This is a genomic window from Streptomyces sp. NPDC046900, from assembly GCF_040644975.1.
Classification (GTDB): Bacteria; Actinomycetota; Actinomycetes; order Streptomycetales; family Streptomycetaceae; genus Streptomyces.
In genome coordinates, this window is the sequence record NZ_JBEYXD010000005.1 from 110,408 (window position 1) to 126,518 (window position 16,111).

The 16,111-nt window shown below is 70.4% G+C and carries 13 protein-coding genes; 6 read left to right on the plus strand and 7 right to left on the minus strand.

Annotated elements, in window-relative coordinates; genetic code table 11:
- The first annotated feature begins 61 nt into the window (after positions 1–61).
- Entirely contained in the window at positions 62–1,486 is a 1,425-nt protein-coding gene (locus ABZ904_RS07355) for an MFS transporter (RefSeq protein WP_359391577.1), read from the plus strand.
- Positions 1,487–1,489: 3 nt separating this feature from the next.
- Here the strand turns inward: ABZ904_RS07355 and ABZ904_RS07360 are convergent, their stop codons facing one another.
- Positions 1,490–2,269: a class E sortase gene (locus ABZ904_RS07360; protein WP_361821706.1), complete on the minus strand. Its 780-nt coding sequence runs from the start codon at positions 2,267–2,269 to the stop codon at positions 1,490–1,492.
- Positions 2,270–2,495: 226 nt separating this feature from the next.
- Here ABZ904_RS07360 and ABZ904_RS07365 point away from each other — a divergent pair, with 226 nt between their 5' ends.
- Complete coding sequence (locus ABZ904_RS07365; RefSeq protein WP_359391579.1) at positions 2,496–3,512, plus strand: hypothetical protein; 1,017 nt, start codon at positions 2,496–2,498, stop codon at positions 3,510–3,512.
- A 117-nt stretch (positions 3,513–3,629) separates the two neighbouring features.
- On the plus strand, positions 3,630–6,794 hold the full coding sequence (locus ABZ904_RS07370; protein WP_360991543.1) for a DUF3427 domain-containing protein: 3,165 nt from the start codon (positions 3,630–3,632) through the stop codon (positions 6,792–6,794).
- A 160-nt stretch (positions 6,795–6,954) separates the two neighbouring features.
- Here ABZ904_RS07370 and ABZ904_RS07375 read toward each other — a convergent pair whose 3' ends face one another.
- Positions 6,955–7,428, minus strand: coding sequence for a carboxymuconolactone decarboxylase family protein (locus ABZ904_RS07375; protein WP_360991540.1), 474 nt, complete (start codon positions 7,426–7,428; stop codon positions 6,955–6,957).
- A gap of 310 nt (positions 7,429–7,738) precedes the next feature.
- Between ABZ904_RS07375 and ABZ904_RS07380 the strand changes: the two genes are divergently transcribed.
- Entirely contained in the window at positions 7,739–8,041 is a 303-nt protein-coding gene (locus tag ABZ904_RS07380; protein WP_359391582.1) for a hypothetical protein, read from the plus strand.
- Between the two features lie 10 nt (positions 8,042–8,051).
- Here ABZ904_RS07380 and ABZ904_RS07385 read toward each other — a convergent pair whose 3' ends face one another.
- Positions 8,052–9,047 (minus strand): helix-turn-helix domain-containing protein, encoded by a 996-nt coding sequence (locus ABZ904_RS07385; protein WP_361821712.1) that lies wholly within the window; start codon positions 9,045–9,047, stop codon positions 8,052–8,054.
- A gap of 166 nt (positions 9,048–9,213) precedes the next feature.
- Between ABZ904_RS07385 and ABZ904_RS07390 the strand changes: the two genes are divergently transcribed.
- The gene (locus ABZ904_RS07390) at positions 9,214–9,669 is read left to right on the plus strand and encodes a hypothetical protein (RefSeq protein ID WP_360991534.1); all 456 of its coding nucleotides are present in this window, start codon (positions 9,214–9,216) and stop codon (positions 9,667–9,669) included.
- A 22-nt stretch (positions 9,670–9,691) separates the two neighbouring features.
- Here the strand turns inward: ABZ904_RS07390 and ABZ904_RS07395 are convergent, their stop codons facing one another.
- The 3 genes from ABZ904_RS07395 to ABZ904_RS07405 all read right to left on the minus strand — a co-directional run bounded on the left by ABZ904_RS07395 (position 9,692) and on the right by ABZ904_RS07405 (position 13,475).
- On the minus strand, positions 9,692–10,147 hold the full coding sequence (locus tag ABZ904_RS07395) for a hypothetical protein (protein WP_359391585.1): 456 nt from the start codon (positions 10,145–10,147) through the stop codon (positions 9,692–9,694).
- Between the two features lie 424 nt (positions 10,148–10,571).
- Positions 10,572–12,044 (minus strand): MFS transporter, encoded by a 1,473-nt coding sequence (locus ABZ904_RS07400; RefSeq protein ID WP_359391586.1) that lies wholly within the window; start codon positions 12,042–12,044, stop codon positions 10,572–10,574.
- A 63-nt stretch (positions 12,045–12,107) separates the two neighbouring features.
- On the minus strand, positions 12,108–13,475 hold the full coding sequence (locus tag ABZ904_RS07405) for a DUF445 domain-containing protein (protein WP_359391587.1): 1,368 nt from the start codon (positions 13,473–13,475) through the stop codon (positions 12,108–12,110).
- A 253-nt stretch (positions 13,476–13,728) separates the two neighbouring features.
- On the opposite strand from ABZ904_RS07405, the gene ABZ904_RS07410 reads away from it, so the two are divergent.
- The gene (locus ABZ904_RS07410; RefSeq protein WP_361821717.1) at positions 13,729–15,087 is read left to right on the plus strand and encodes an SGNH/GDSL hydrolase family protein; all 1,359 of its coding nucleotides are present in this window, start codon (positions 13,729–13,731) and stop codon (positions 15,085–15,087) included.
- Between the two features lie 145 nt (positions 15,088–15,232).
- On the opposite strand, the gene ABZ904_RS07415 is transcribed toward ABZ904_RS07410, so the two are convergent.
- On the minus strand, positions 15,233–16,087 hold the full coding sequence (locus ABZ904_RS07415; RefSeq protein ID WP_361821719.1) for a DUF1707 domain-containing protein: 855 nt from the start codon (positions 16,085–16,087) through the stop codon (positions 15,233–15,235).
- Positions 16,088–16,111 lie beyond the last annotated feature (24 nt).

Sequence of the window (16,111 nt, forward strand, 5' to 3'; positions counted from 1 at the left end):
GCTCTGTCGCTGAACACCGTCGGTCCGAACCCTGAACCGACCCGCCCCGGAAGGGCAGGCCATGCCACAGCTGGAACGCACGTCCAACACCGAACTGGACCGCACGTCCACGACCGCCGCCGCGGAGCGCGCGGCCGCTCCCGCGGCCGGCGAGACACCACGGGCGACCGCCACCCTCGCCCTGACGAGCGCGGCCACCGCCGTGGCGCTCATGACCTACACCGCGCCGGCCGTCACGCTCCCCGCCACCGCCGCCGCCCTGCACACCTCGGTCTCCGCGCAGGCCTGGCTGCTCAACGGCACCCCGCTGGGTCTGGCCGCGCTGCTCCTGGTGGCCGGCAGCCTCGCCGACGACTACGGCCGCCGCCGGATCTTCGTGGCGGGCACGGTCGCCCTCGGGCTCACCACCGTGCTCGGCGCCTTCGCGACCAACACCTGGATCTTCACCGTGGCGCGTATCGCGCAGGGCGCGGCGAGCGCCGCGATCCTCGCCAGCAGCCTCGGCCTGCTCGTCCACGCCTTCCCGTCGGCACGGGGCCGGCTGCACGCGACCGGTGTGTGGGGCGCCTTCGTGAGCGGCGGCATCGCGGTGGGGCCGGTGGTCGCCGGGGCCATGCCTGACTGGCGGTCGACGTACGGAGTCCTCGCGGCCGTGACGCTGATCGTGGCGGCCCTGTCCGCACGCGCCCTCACGGAGTCCCGCGCACCGCGCGGCGGCCGCCCGGACATGCTCGGCGCCCTGGTCTTCAGCCTCGCCCTGGTCTCCCTCGTGGCCGCGCTGACGCTGGGCCGCGACGGTTGGCTGCGGGCGCCGGTGGCCCTGCTGTTCGCCGCCACCGTGGTCCTTCTCGCGGTCTTCGCCCTGGTGGAGAGCCGCACCCGGACGCCGATGATCGACCTCTCTCTGCTGCGGCGCCCCCGCTTCCTCGGCTCGGCGGCGGGCGGTCTGTTCACGGGCCTGGCGGTGCTGGGCCTGTTCACCTTCCTGCCGGCACTGCTCCAGCGGACGATGGGCCTCTCGCCGATCGACACGGCGTGGCTGTTCCTGCTCTGGTCCGGACTGTCCTTCCTGGTCGCGCTCCAGGCGAAGCGCCTGGCCGGCCGCGTCTCGTCGCGCCACCAACTGGCCATCGGCTTCACACTGCACGCGGTGGGCGTCCTGACCATGCTCGGTGCGGTCGGCTCGGGTTCCTGGGTCCGCGTCCTGCCGGGTCTGGTGATCGGCGGCATCGGCAGCGGCCTGCTCAACGCCGCGCTCCCGCTGGTCGCCGTGGAATCGGTCCCCACCGAGCGGGCGGCGATGGGCTCGGGCGCCCAGCAGACGTTCCGCTACATCGGCTCGTGCGCGGGCGTGGCCCTCACGATCGCCCTGGTGACCACCGGGGGTGGCTCGCTCGCCCACGGCGCGAACGTCGCCGCCGTCGTCTCGGCGGTCCTGGCGGCGGTGGGTGCGCTCGCCGTGCTGGCACTGCGGGAGCGGGCGTAGGGACTACCGGGGGCGTGCGGAGGCGAGCACGCCCCACACCACCAGCCGGTATCGGGAGGTGAACTCGGGCGTGCAGGTGGTCAGGGTGAGGTAGTACCCGGGACGGTCGTACCCGTAGGACGGATCGACACGGCTGCGCGGCACCGGAGCGATGACGCCCCCGTCCACCGGGGAGGTCCGGGGAAGCACCTGGCCGACGACGTACGTGTACGTGGCGGACCTGGTCTCGACGGTGAAGGAGTCCCCGCGGCGCAGACGGTTGAGGTACCGGAAGGGTTCGCCGTGGGTGTTGCGGTGCCCGGCGAGCGCGAAGTTGCCCGCCTGGCCCGGCTGGGCGGTGCCCGGGTAGTGACCGACGTAGCCCTTGTTGAGCACGTCGGCCTTGCTGACGTCCTCGGCGACGGGGGCGCGCAGGGAGAGCCGCGGGATGACGAGGACGGCGTAGGCCTGAGAGGGGCCGGGACGAACGGGCCCGCTCACGGCCGTCCGCCCTTGCTTCCGGACTCCGGACGGGCTCGCGACGCCGGTACTGCCGGCCGCAGGCGTGCTCACGGAGCCACCGGCCGACGAGGAGGCCTCCGGCGCGCCCCACTCCCGCTCCAGCGCCTGCACCTTGCGCTCGGCTCCCTGCCGCGCCTCCCGGTTGGTCCACCACAGCTGATGCACCACGAGCAGCAGAAGCACGACGCCGACGGTGACCAGCAGCTCACCACCGGTCCACAGAGCCCGCAGGCGCCGGGCACGGCGCCGCCGGAGGGCGTGGTGCACGACGGGGGTGCGCATGGGGCCGGACGATAAAGGGTGCGGCTTCAAGTGGCCATGAGCGTGCAGCGATTGACGCGCTTCCGTCCCTCCGACGAACGTCCTGCGAAACGCAGCGGCGGTATCCGATCGTCACGGACTGCCACACATCCTGGGGGCACCCGGCCGCACGACTCGCCGACCCCTCCGCAACCCCTGGCCTGCGAATCTCTCTCCTTTGTCGGTCGGCGGCAGTACGGTGTCCCCCATGCGCCCCGACACGCCTGCCGAGAACGTCGACCACAACGCCGAAGCAGCACGCCTGGAGCGGGCTGCCGGCCTGTATCCCGAGGACGCGGAACACCTGCTGCTGCAGTCCGCGGCCCACCGGGAACTGGCCGACGACCGCCCCGGTGCCACCGCGCTGTACGACCGGCTGCTGTCATCGTCCGAGCCGCTGGAGAACCCGCACCTCGTACGAGCGCTGAAGGCGTCGAACCTGTGGGAGTACGACCACGAGGCCGAGGCCCGGGCGATCATCGACGGAGTGCGCATGGCCGCCCCCGGGCAGCCGGCGCCCTGGCTGATCGTCGCGGAGTCCCTGGAGACGCACGACGAGCTGGAGGCGGCGGAGGCGACGTTCACCGAGGGGCTGACGCTCCTGCTCGGTGACCACGCGGAGCCACCGCAGTCCACGCACCCGCTCCTGTACGGCCGCCACCGGGTCCGCCGGATGCTGGGCGCGGCGCACGACGAGTGGGACAGGCTGGCGGACACCCTGCACTCCTCCACGGTTTCCCTGGACGAGCTGCACGACCCGAAGCGGATCTGGTCACTGGGCTCGGACAACCCGGCGGAACTGGAGGCGGAGATCAGCCGCCTGCGGGCGGAGCTGGGCGCGTACCGGGAGGCACTGTCCCGCCCGTTCCCGGTGGCGGTCCTGCACTGGCCGACGGCCGAACTGACGGAACTGGTGTCGGCGTACCCGACGCTGACCGTGGAGTACCCCTCCCGCGAGGAGCACCTGGCGACCATAGAGGGCTCCCTGAGAGAACTGGCCGCCTCCGGCACACCGAACCTGGGCATCGTGACGGGCACGGTCCCGTCGTACGAGGCGTTCGCGGCCTCGGAGGGCGCATCACCGGCGGACGTGGCGCTCCTGCCCCAGTACGCGACGACACTGGCGGCCCGAGGACGGGCTGTGGCTTGGCCGCCGGAGCGGGGCAGCGTGTGCTGGTGCGGAACGGAACAGGTTTACGAGGAGTGCCACGGAGAGGTCGGCTGACGGGGCTGCCGGCAGCGGTCACCTGGGGGACAAGAAGCGCACCACCATCCCTGTCAGTGCCTCCTGGTACAACGGCCGCATCGTCCAAGGACATGCTCAGCCGGGGGGAACACGTCGATGTCTCAGAGCCACAGCCACGCACCAGTTCCCTCTGCTGGGTTGTACGAGCAGCTCATCACCCTTCGTCTCGAACAGCAGCTGAAGGAGCTTGCGAGCGTCGGCTGGCACCCCATCAGCGAGTCAGTCGGGGCAGAGTCGGTGCCGCATGTCCTAGCCCGGCACATCTCGAGCACCGTGCAACGTGTCCTGCAAAACCTCCCATCCGAGGAGCGGGTCTACGCGGCCAATCACATCCTCGCGTCCGTCAGCACACTCGAAGGGGCGCAGGAATGGATTGACATGGTGGCTGACGGACCTCGGCAGCTCTTCGCCCTGACCCGCCAGGAGGCTCCAGGCGTCTTCGCGCTCCGCCCCGCCACTCCCCTATCCGATACCGCGCTGCTCACAAACGCGCCGGAAGATCCGAGCCTCGGCTTCGAACTGCGTGCCGAACTCGCCACCGCCGACCGAGTCGACCTGCTTTGTGCCTTTGTGAAGTGGCACGGGCTGCGGATCATCGAGCAGTCCCTCAGAGCAGCCCGGGAGCGAGGCCTGCGCATACGTGTCATCACGACCACGTACATCGGCGCAACCGAGCGGCGGGCGTTGGACAGGCTTGTACAAGAGTTCGGCGCCGAGGTGAAGGTCAACTACGAGACGCGGTCGACGCGGCTCCACGCCAAGGCATGGCTGTTCCACCGTGACAGCGGTTACGACACGGCGTACGTCGGGAGTTCCAACCTTTCCAAAGCCGCACTACTGGACGGCCTGGAGTGGAACGTTCGGCTCTCTTCCGTAGCAACACCCGATGTCCTGAGGAAGTTCGCGGCGACCTTCGAGGCGTACTGGAGCGACCCATCTTTCGAGGCCTACGACCCCGCGACGGATGGCGAGCGACTCCAGGAAGCACTGGCAATTGCGGGAGGCGTCTCTTCCAAAGCGACGGCGGATCGCGGTATCACCCTGTCTGGCCTTGAGGTACGGCCCTACCCGCACCAGCGCGACATGCTGGAGCGGCTGGAAGTCGAACGCGAAGTGCACGGCCGGAACCGAAATCTGCTCGTGGCTGCGACCGGCACGGGCAAGACTGTGATGGCGGCTCTTGACTACAAGCAGCTGCGGCAGAAACACGGCCGCGACCTACGCCTGCTGTTCGTTGCCCATCGCAGAGAGATCCTGCAACAGTCACTCCGCACATACCAAGATGTCTTGGTCGACGGTAACTTCGGCGAGTCCTTCCACAGTGGAGAGATCCCCGATCGATGGACACACGTCTTCGCGAGCGTCCAGTCGCTCAGCGCACGTGCCTTGGAGCGGCTCGCTCCTGACCACTTCGATGTGATCGTGATTGATGAGTTCCATCACAGCACATCACCCACGTATCGGAAGATCCTCGAGCACTTCACACCCGTGGAGCTGCTGGGCCTGACGGCCACGCCCGAGCGCATGGACGGCAGGAACGTCCAGGATGAGTTCTTCGACGGTCGAATCGCCGCCGAGATGCGCCTGTGGGAGGCCCTGGAAAACGACCTCCTGAGCCCTTTCCACTACTTCGGGATCAGTGACACCACCGACCTGAGTGCCGTCGAATGGAAGCGGGGCGCGTACGACGCCGGCGCTCTGAGCAATGTACTGACCGGTAACCATGCTCGAGCACGCCTGGTCGTCAAGGCGGTAGAGGACAAGGTTGCGGAGCCTGGCGCGATGCGTGCACTGGGCTTCTGCGTCTCCGTCGCACACGCGCACTTCATGGCGGAGTACTTCAGGACCGCCGGCCTCAACGCCGTGGCCCTGTCGGGCGAGACTCCGACCGAGGAACGGAAGCAAGCTCTAGCCGAGCTGGCATCCGGGACGCTCCAGGTCATCTTCTCGGTCGACCTGTTTAACGAAGGCCTCGACGTGCCGGATGTGGACACACTTCTGCTGCTACGTCCCACCTCCAGCGCCACGGTGTTCCTTCAGCAACTCGGCCGCGGCCTTCGCCGCAGCGAAAACAAGGCCGTCCTGACTGTGCTGGACTTCATCGGCCTGCACCGCAAGGAGTTTCGCTTCGAGAACCAGTTCAGGGCCCTCACCAACCTGACGCGTAAACGCCTGCTGGACAGCATCGAGCATGACTTTCCACAGCTCCCCTCCGGTTGCCAGATCATCCTGGAGGAGAAGGCCAAGAGAACGATCATCGCGAATATCAAGGAGCAGATCGGGGTCAATGTCACGGCACTTGCGCGCGAGGTAGCCGACTACGCAGAACCAAAGCTCAGTCGCTACCTATACGAGAGCGGGCGCGAGCTCAAAGAGCTCTACCGAGGCAACGGCAACTCCTGGACCGGACTGCTCCGGCGCGCGGGTCTGCTGAAGGGTGAGGCTCCAGAAGGCGAAGCAGCCCTCCTCAAGCGGGTGTCCGCCTTCCTCCACGTCGATGACCCGCTGCGTGTTGCCGCGTATACACGACTGCTGGAGGACGACGCCCCGCCCTACAGCGCCCTCAACAAGCAGCAACAGGCCTACGCGCGCATGCTGTTCTTCCAGCTGTGGCCCTTGGGCGGCGTCACCCGTAAAGGCTTCGCGGACTATGACGAAGGCTTCGCCACACTCCGCAATCAGCACGCCGTACGCAGCGAGCTGAGGCAAGTGCTGGAGTACAGCCTCGCCCACACCGAACATGTCCCGATCCCTCTCCTGGGGATCGGCGACTCCAGCGACGTCCCCCTCACCGTGCACGCCTCATACAGCCGCGAAGAGATCCTCCCGGCACTCGGCCAATCGTTCATCGGCGGCTTCATGCCAGGTGACTTCCGTGAGGGCGTGAAATGGTGCGAGTCCATGAGGACCGACGCTCTGCTCATCACCTTGGAAAAGGATGAGAAGGACTTCTCCCCGCAGACGCGTTACCACGACTACGCCCTGAGCGAGACCCTCTTCCACTGGGAGTCCCAGAACCAGACGTCGAACACCTCCCCCACTGGGCTCCGCTACCAGCGTCACGTCGCTGAAGGCAGCCATGTCCTGCTCTTCGTACGCCGATACAAGAACACCGACATCGGAGGGGCCCAGCCGTGGATGCTGCTCGGCCCCGCTCAGTACGTCGAGCACAAGGGGAGCAAGCCGATGGCCGTTACCTGGCGGCTTAAGCACGAGATTCCGGCGGATGTTTGGGCGTACTCCGCCATCGCGGCCGGCTGAACCGCCCCGACGCCGACTCCTCACCCAAGGCGTATCTCCGCTTCTCCTTCTCCGCGCAGAAAGCGCACCTGGGGAGATCAACGCCGAGCCCGGAGGCGGGTGCCGCCCCTGTGTGCGGCGGGTTCCGCCTCCGGCCCGTCCCCCCGTCAGCCGCGCGTGCTCAGCCGAACTGTCCCGGCTGGTAGGCGCCCGCCGGCTGCTGGACGAGGACGTTCATGCGGTTGTATGCGTTGATCAGGGCGATGAGGGAGACCAGCGCGGCGAGTTGGTCCTCGTCGTAGTGCTTCGCGGCGTTCGCCCAGACCTCGTCCGGGACGCCGCCTGCCGCGTCGGCGATGCGGGTGCCCTGCTCGACCAGTTCCAGGGCCGCGCGCTCGGCGTCCGTGAAGACCGTGGCCTCCCGCCAGGCGGCGACGAGGTGGAGGCGCTGGTGGTCCTCGCCGGCGGCCACGGCGTCCTTGGTGTGCATGTCCGTGCAGAAGGCGCAGCCGTTGATCTGGCTGGCGCGGATCTTCACGAGTTCCTGCGTCGCCGCGGGCAGCGTCGAGTCGCTGATCACCTTCCCGGCCGAGTTGATGTACCTCGTGAACTTGCCTGCCACGGGGTTGGTGAAGAAGTTGAGACGGGCTTCCATGGCGATCTCCTTGCCGTATCGACGGTTACACAGCCCTGACGGAGCACCACCGCACGATGTGACCGGCCCGGCGGGCGGGAGCATGTGACCTGCGTCTCATCCCACCCCTGGGCTCGTCGCGCGTTGAGGGCGGCCCTGGACACAGGCGGCACACCGCTCTTGTCAGTTCCGCCCTTCCGAACGGCATGGCGCGGCCGGCGGGGGCGCGCCCGGGCAGGGGGTGAGGCCATGGCCCTGCCGGGCGCGGAGTTAGCCTCGGTCATCAGCCGCAACGGCGACCCGGACACACCGGCACAGGAGGCAGCAAGCGATGGCGAAGGTTCCTACGGCCCTGGTGGCCGCGACCGGTCTCGTCGGCGGGTACGGGGTCGCCCGCTGGAGCAAGAAACGGCAGCTCGGCGGGGCCGTACTCGCCGTGGCGGGCGCCGCGTCGGCCGAGCGGTGGCGGCGGCAGGCGGGCGGTGCTGCGGCCGGGGCGCTGACCGCCGCGTATGTCGCCGCGTTCGCCGGGTCGCATCCGCTGGCCAAGAAGGTGGGCGCGTGGCCCGCGGTGTTCGGGGTCGCCGGAGCCGTCGCCCTCGCCTCCTGGGCCGTGGCCGACCGGCGCGGTTAGGCGTCCCCGGTCAGCCGATCCCTCCGGCAGCCGCTCCCCCGCCGCCCCCGGAGACGGGCCCGCTCACTCCCCGGAACGTCCGCCGATACGCGTACGGACTCGTCCCGACGACCCGCTTGAAGCGGTCGCGGAAGGCCGTGGGGGAGCCGAACCCCGTCTGGGTCGCGATGCGCTCGACGGGATGCGACGTCGTCTCCAGGAGGTACTGGGCACGCCGGATCCGCGCCCGGTGCAGCCACTGCAATGGGGTCGTGCCGGTCTGTTCGCGAAAGCGGCGGTTGAGGGTGCGGGCGCTCGTACCGGCGCGGGCCGCGATGTCGTCCAGGGTCAGGTCGCGGTCCGCGTTCTCCTCCAGCCAGTGCAGCAGCGGCTCCAGGATGGTTCCCGCAGGGGCCGGCGGCCGGGCGTGGACGATGAACTGGGCCTGGCCGCCCTCGCGTTCGAGCGGCATGACCGACAGACGGGCCGCGTCCGCCGCGACCGCCGAGCCGTGGTCCTTGCGGATCATGTGCAGGCACAGGTCGAGCGCCGCGGCCGCGCCCGCCGAGGTGAGGAACTGCCCCTCGTCGACGTAGAGCACGTCCGGGTCGACCGTCACCTCCGGGTGGCGTTCGGCCAGCAGGGCCGCCGCCACCCAGTGCGTCGTCGCCCGCCGTCCGTCCAGCAGTCCGGTCGCGGCGAACACGAACGCGCCCGCACACACCGACGCGATACGCGTGCCGTTCGCGGCGGCCGCGCACAGTGCCTCCTTGACGCCCTCCGGAAGCGGCCGTGTCGGGTCCTCCGTGCCCGGCAGGACGATCGTGTCCGCCTCCGCCAGCGCCTCGATCCCGTACGGCGCCCGCATCCGGAACGTGCCCGCGTCCACCTCCTCCGTCGGCGCGCAGATCCGTACCCGGTAGGCGGGCCGTCCGTCCGGCAGACGAGTGCGTGAGAAGACCTCGATCGGCGCCGAGAGGTCGAAGGGGATCACCTGGTCCAGCGCCAGGATGGCCACGGTGTGCATGGCGAGAGCGTACGGGTGCGCCGGGTCATGGCCAAGGCGCCGGGGCGGTGGATACTCCTCGATCCCCGCAGGTCGGGGGCCATGCGCGGGCGCGTGGCGAGAATCCGTCGGGTACTGGCAATTCCGCCACTTCCATCAGTGATCTTCGCGCCCGTAGCGTCGGCCCGTGACCAAGTTCCTTCTCGCCGTCCATGTCCTCGCCGCGATCGTCGCCGTCGGGCCCGTCACCGTCGCCGCGAGCATGTTCCCGCCCGTCGCCCGCAAGGTGCTCGCCGAGCCCGAGGAAAGCCGGCACAGCCTCGCCCTTCTGCACCGCATCTGCCGGGGCTACGCACTCGTCGGGGTCGTCGTCCCCGTGTTCGGATTGGCCACCGCCAAGAACATGGGTGTGCTCGGCGACACCTGGCTGATCGTGTCGATCGCGCTGACCACGCTCGCGGCAGTGGTGCTCGGTGCCCTGGTACTGCCCCGGCAGGGCGCCATCCTGGAGGCGGTCGAGGGCGGCGTGGTCGGTGAGCGGGCCATCGTCCGGCTCGCCATGGCCACCGGTGTCTTCAACCTTCTGTGGGCCGCCGTCACCGTGCTGATGATCGTGCGCCCGGGGTCCACGACAGGGGCCTGACGGCCGCGGAGGGGCTGTCGTGTCACAACGGGTTTGTCTGCGGCAGGTCCTCCCGCGCCCACTCCCCGCGGAGCGCGCGTGCCACTCCGGTCGTCACGAACACGCCCGCCGCGATCAGCAGCGTGAAGAAGCCCCATGCCAGGGGCCACAGCGCGGCGTCGGGTGCGGGGTGGGTGCGGAAGGAGACGTACATCAGCGCGGCAGGCGGTGTTGCGACCAGGAGAAGCGGCCAGCCCAGATGGTCCCAGTGGCCGAAGTAGGCCGCAAGGAGCAGCAGGGTCACGGTGAGGACGAGGACGCCGACGCCCGTGACGGGGGTCGTGTCCTCGGTGGCCGTGGGTGTGGCCGGCTGGTTGCGCGGGTCCCACGGGAGGCACAGCAGGTAGGCCGCGGCGGCGAGGGCGGCGCCGAGCAGGCGGATCAGCCAGCGCTCGGGCCAGGGACGCGTTCGCATCGGGCAGAGCAGCTTCTCGGTCATGCGTACGAGGGTTTCCGCGGAGCGGCGGAGTCGGCAGAGTACGGGTACTCAGATCGCCCTGGGCACCTCGCACACGGCCCCGCGCCGGCGGCCGCGACGGCCGCGGAGCCGCGACAGACCTGAAGCCACCCGACCACGCCCGTCGCCACGGCGCCGACCCACAGCCCCCGGCCATGCCGCCGCCGCCACGGAAACGCAGCAGCCACGCACCCGGAGCCGCCACAGCCCTCAGCCGCGACGGCCTCGCAGGCGCGACAGACCCGAAGCCACCCGACCACGCCCGTCGCCACGGCGCCGACCCACAGCCCCCGGCCATGCCGTTCACCGCACCGGGCCCACGCCCGCCGGCCGAGCCCCGGCGCCGGGTCCACGGCCCCGCCCGCGCTCCGGCGCCGGGTCTACGGCCCCGCCCCAACCCCAAGACCTACGGCCGAGCCTGCGCCCCCGCCGTCGTCGCCGTCAGCGGCCTGGCGATGTCCTCCAGCGACCGTCGTTCCGCCCGGACCGCGAGCAGGGCCGCGACCAGCCCCGCCGCGCACATCAGGGCCGCGCCGATCTGGAAGGCGAGGACCGTGTCGCCGACCCGGCCGGTGCTCGTGAGGTCCGCGAACAGCAGCGGTCCGCTGATACCGCCGGCAGCCGTGCCGAGCGCGTAGAAGAAGGCGATCGACATGGCCCGCGTCTCCATCGGGAAGATCTCGGAGACCGTCAGATACGCGCTGGACGCGCCCGCCGAGGCGAAGAACAGCACCGCGCACCAGCACGCCGTCAGTGTTCCCGCGCTCAGCGAGCCCCGGTCGAACAGCCAGGCCGTGCCGAACAGCAGCAGTCCGGAGAGCAGGTACGTCGACGAGATCATCACCCGGCGGCCGACGGTGTCGAAGAGTTTGCCGAGCAGCAGCGGGCCGAGGAAGTTGCCGACGGCGATGACGGCGAAGTAGTAGCCGGTGTCGCCGGTGGGGACGTGGAAGAACTTGGTGAGGATCGCGCCGAAGCCGAAGGTGATGGCGTTGTAGAGGAAGGCCTGGCCGATGAAGAGGGAGAAGCCGAGCACGGCGCGTTTGCGGTAGACGGTGAAGACGGTGCGGGCGATCTCGGCGAAGCCGATGCTCTCGCGCTGGTGGATGGTGATCTCGCCCTTGGGCGCGGGGAGCGGCTCGCCCTTCTCGTCCTCGATCTGCCGCTCGATGGAGGTCACCACGCGTTCCGCTTCCTTCTCCCTGCCGTGGATCAGCAGCCAGCGCGGGCTTTCGGGGACGTGCCGGCGCACGAGCAGGATCACCAGGGCGAGGAGGGCGCCGAGGGCGAACGTCAGCCGCCAGCCCACGTTCACGGGCAGAAGGTCGGTGTTCAGCGCGACGATCGACAGCAGCGAGCCGCCGACCGCGCCCAGCCAGAAGCTGCCGTTGATGATCAGGTCGACCCGGCCGCGGTAGTGCGCCGGGATCAGCTCGTCGATCGCGGAGTTGATGGCCGCGTACTCGCCGCCGATGCCGAAGCCGGTCAGAAAGCGGAAGAGGAAGAACCACCAGGTCGAGAAGGAGACCGCGGTCAGGGCGGTGGCCGCGAGGTAGACCGCGAGGGTGATCATGAAGAGGTTCTTGCGGCCGTAGCGGTCGGTCAGGCGCCCCCAGAACAGCGCACCGACGCAGGCGCCCGCCACATAGAGCGCGGCCGCCGTGCCGGTGACCGCGCTCGAGGAGATCGGCAACCCGCTGCCGGGCTCGGAGAGACGACTGGCGATGTTGCCGACGACCGTGACCTCGAGGCCGTCCAGGATCCATACCGTGCCGAGCCCGATCACGATCGTCCAGTGCCAGCGTGACCAGGGCAGACGATCCAGGCGGGCGGGGATCGCGGTGGTGACCGTGCCGGGTGGGGGCGCGGTGACGGACATGGTTGCCTCCTCGGGGACGCCGGGTGACGCCGCACCCACCCCGAGTGCCCGATCGGCCGACGGTTACGCTCCCAGCGCCCGCGACACGGTGTAGATCAACAGCCCCGCGAGCGAGCCCACCACCGTGCCGTTGATCCGGATGAACTGCAGGTCGCGGCCGATGTGCGCCTCGATCTTCCGCGTGGTGTGCACGGCGTCCCAGCCGGCGACGGTGTCCGTGATCAAGGACGTGATCTCCCTGCGGTACGTCGTCACGACGTGCGCCGCGGCGCTCTCCACCCACTTGTCGACCTTGGACTGGGTCCGCTCCTCGGTGGCCATGCGCTCGCCCAGCGACAACAGCGAGGCCCGTACGCGCTGCCGCAGCTCGCTGTGCTCGTCCTCGGCGGCGGACACGATCATGGAGCGGACGGCCGTCCAGGCGGAGGCGATCAGGTCCTGGACCTCGCCCCGGCCCAGTACATCGCCCTTGAGCCGCTCCACGCGGGCGCGGGTGTCGGTGTCGGACTGGAGGTCGGAGGCGAAGTCGGCGAGGAACCGGTCGAGGGCACCGCGCGCGGGGTGTGTGGGCGAGTCGCGCATCTCGGTGACGAAGCGGAGCAGTTCCTTGTAGACCCGCTCGCCGACCTTCTTGTCGACGAACCGGGGAGTCCAGCCGGGGGCGCCGCCCTGGACCGCGGACATGACCTGGTCGTCGTGCAGGACGAGCCAGTCGTGGGCGCGGACGCAGATCAGGTCGACGACCCGTTTGTGGCCGCCGTCCGCGACGACCTTCTCCAGCATCTTGCCGAGCGGCGGAGCGATCTCCTGCGCGTCGGCGCGGCGCGTTATGGCCTCGCCGACCACCGCCTGGACGTCCGAGTCGCGCAGCACCGTCAGGGCTCCCCGCAGGGCCGTCGCCAGCTCCGCCGTCACCCGGTCCGCGTGTTCCGGATCGGCGAGCCATGTGCCCAGCCGGGCGGCGATGCCGACGGCGTGCAGGCGCTGTCGCACGACCTCCTGGGAGAGGAAGTTCTCACCGACGAACTCGCCGAGGGAGATACCGAGCTGGTCCTTCTTGTTGGGGATGATCGCCGTGTGCGGGATGGGCAGGCCGAGCGGGTGCCTGAAGAGCGCGGTGACCGCGAACCAATCGGCCAGCGCACCGACCATGCCTGCCTCTGCCGCGGCGGCCACATAGGCCGCCCAGGGGCCCGCGCCCGCGCCCCGCGCCCAGGTGGCCAGGGCGTACACGAGCGCCACGAGGAGCAGCAGCCCGGTCGCCGTGCTCTTCATCCGGCGCACACCTCGGCGCTTCTCCTCGTCGGCGGGACTGAAAGCCGTCATCGCCCGGCTCGTGGCGGTATCCGAGCGGGCAGGCGGCACCTCAGCCACCACTTCCTCCGGTTCCGTGCGTTCCATCCACTCCACCCGTTCGTGTCCCCCGTACACATTGTCCCTTCCTGACCGACTCATGGAACGGAACGGGAGTTCCCCGCGTCTGTCCGGACGGGGAAGTCTCGGGGCTTTTCAGGGTCTCGTCCGGGTTCCCCGGACGCCGGGCAACCCGGACACTGGGGCAAGGCCTGTCCGTTCCGTCACGATCCGCCACGGGTCCCGTCGGCCTCCTCCCGCGCCATGACGCATCATGGTGATGATCGACACCGGAGCCCCGGACTCCCGTCCCGAGGAGAACACTCGCAGCATGACCAGGCGAAACGGTTTTGCCCTGATCGCTGCCCTGTGCACGCTCATCCTGGCCGTGTCGGCCGGCATATTCATCGGCGCCACGACCGGCGACGGCGGTGACCAGGGGACGCTCACCGACGGCCTTCCCGGCCGGCCGGGCACCGCCGCCCCCGCTTCCACCGGCGTCTGGGTCGGCGCATGGTCGGCCTCGCCCTCCGGTGCCGAGCCGGGCACCGGGACGTACGGGACGGCGGGACGCTCCGTGCGCAACGTCGTGCACGTGGGCATCGGGGGTACGAGCGCCCGTATCACGCTGTCCAATCTCTACGGTCAGCGGTCGCTGACCGTCACCCACGCCTCGATCGCCCTCGCCGCGGCTCACAACGACGCGGCGGCGGCCGCGGGCACCCTGCGCCCGCTCACCTTCGCCGGGGCCGTCTCGGTCGTCATCCCGCCGGGCCGGCAGGTGGTCAGCGACGCCGTCCGGATCGCCGTGCCGCGCGACTCGGACGTGCTCGTGACCACCTACTCCCCCGCCCCGTCGGGCCCGGTCACCTTCCACCGGACCGCACGGCAGATCTCGTACGCCGCCCTGGGCGACCGCACCCAGGACACCGGCGGCGCCGCCTACCGGGAACAGACGCCGTACTGGCGCTATCTGACCGCTCTCGACCTGCTCAGCAAGGAATCGGTCGGCACCGTCGTCGCGCTCGGCGACTCGATCACCGATGGCGTCACCTCCACCGAGGGCGCCAACCGCCGCTGGACCGACTTCCTCGGCCGCCGGCTGAGCGAGGCCGCCGGCTCCGCCGAGGTGCCCCGCTACAGCGTGGTCAACCAGGGCATCAGCGGCAACCGCGTGCTGGCCGGCGGGTCCGCCCTGCCGCTCCCATCGAGCGGGGGCGCCTCCGTCGCCGACAACCCGAGTGCCCTCGCCCGCTTCGGGCGTGACGTCCTCGGCCGTGCGAACGTCAAGGCGGTCGTCATCGAGCTCGGTGTCAACGACATCCTGCGCGACCCCGGCCACGCCGACCCGGACCGGATCACGGCCGGGCTGCGCACCCTGGTCCGGGAGGCGCACGCGCACGGACTCAGGGTTGTGGGCGCGACGCTCATGCCGTTCCAGGGTTACCCCGCCTACCGGGACGACCGCGAGGAGGTGCGGCAGGCCGTCAACGCGCAGATCCGCTCGGGCACGGTGTACGACGAGGTCGTCGACTTCGACAGGGCGCTGCGGGATCCCTACGACCCGCGCAGGCTGCGCGCCGACTACGACTCGGGCGACCACCTCCACCCCAGCGACGCGGGTTTCCGCCGGATGGCGGAGGTCTTCGACCTCTCCTCGCTGAAGGGGGCGGTACCGGCGCAGCTGTGAGAACGGGGACAGGGGCCGGTCCGCGACCGCCGCGCGTGCCGCGGCCGGAGGCCGACCGCGAAGCGGTGCGGCACCCTCCGGCAGAGCACGGCTCAGTACGGGCCCAGCCCGACCCGGCCGGTGCCGTCCGCGACGGGGCGCCCGGTCAGTACTCTCCGCTCCGCCGCCGGTCGCGGTGCTCGCGCCGGGCCTCCCGGCGCTCCTCGTGCCGCTCGCGGCGCTCGTCACGGCGTTCCCGCAACAGGTCGCGATGTGCTTCCAGGGCCTCGCGGTGGGACGCGTGCAGGTCCCTGCGGACGGCCTTGCGGTCCAGCTTCTCCCGGCGCCGCTCCTCCTTCAGCCGCTGCCGTTCGGCCCGGGGCAGCTTGCGCTCGACGCCGACTCCGCCCCAGAAGGCGAACCCGGTGACGATCACGCGGGGCGCGCCCGGCTCGCCCGGCACGCCCTCCTCGCGGTGGTCGAAGCCGCCCATGATCCCGATGCCGCGTACGACCACCTCGACACCCGGCGGCACGATGACGCTGACCCCGCCCATGATCGCAACGCAGTTGATCTCGACCTCGCGGTCCGCGAAGTGCGCCTCGCACAGGTCGATCTCACCGCCGCCCCAGAAGACGAAGGAGCTGAACCGCTTCGGCACCGTCCAGCGCCCCTTGCGCTGGAACCCGGACATGATGGCGACGGCCCAGGTGGACGACCCGTCGCCGCCGACGACCCGCCCCGCCCAATCCCCGTCTCCCATCGGCTCCTTGACCAGCGAGACCGGCGGAGCCGTGACGCCCGCCGCGGGCAGGTCCCGGGTGATCGGCGCCAGCTCCCCGTACGTCCGCGCCTTGTACGTCGTCTCCAGCCGCTCCTCGAACTCCTCCATGTCGAGCCGGCCCTCGGCGAGGGCGTCCCGCAGGACCTCGGCGACACGTTCGCGGTCGGCGTCGGAAGCACGGAGATCCGGGACGGAGGGCCTGGGAGGTGTCCCGTCGGAAGACTCGGCGTCGGTCATGCGATCAGCCTACGAGGTCGCCGG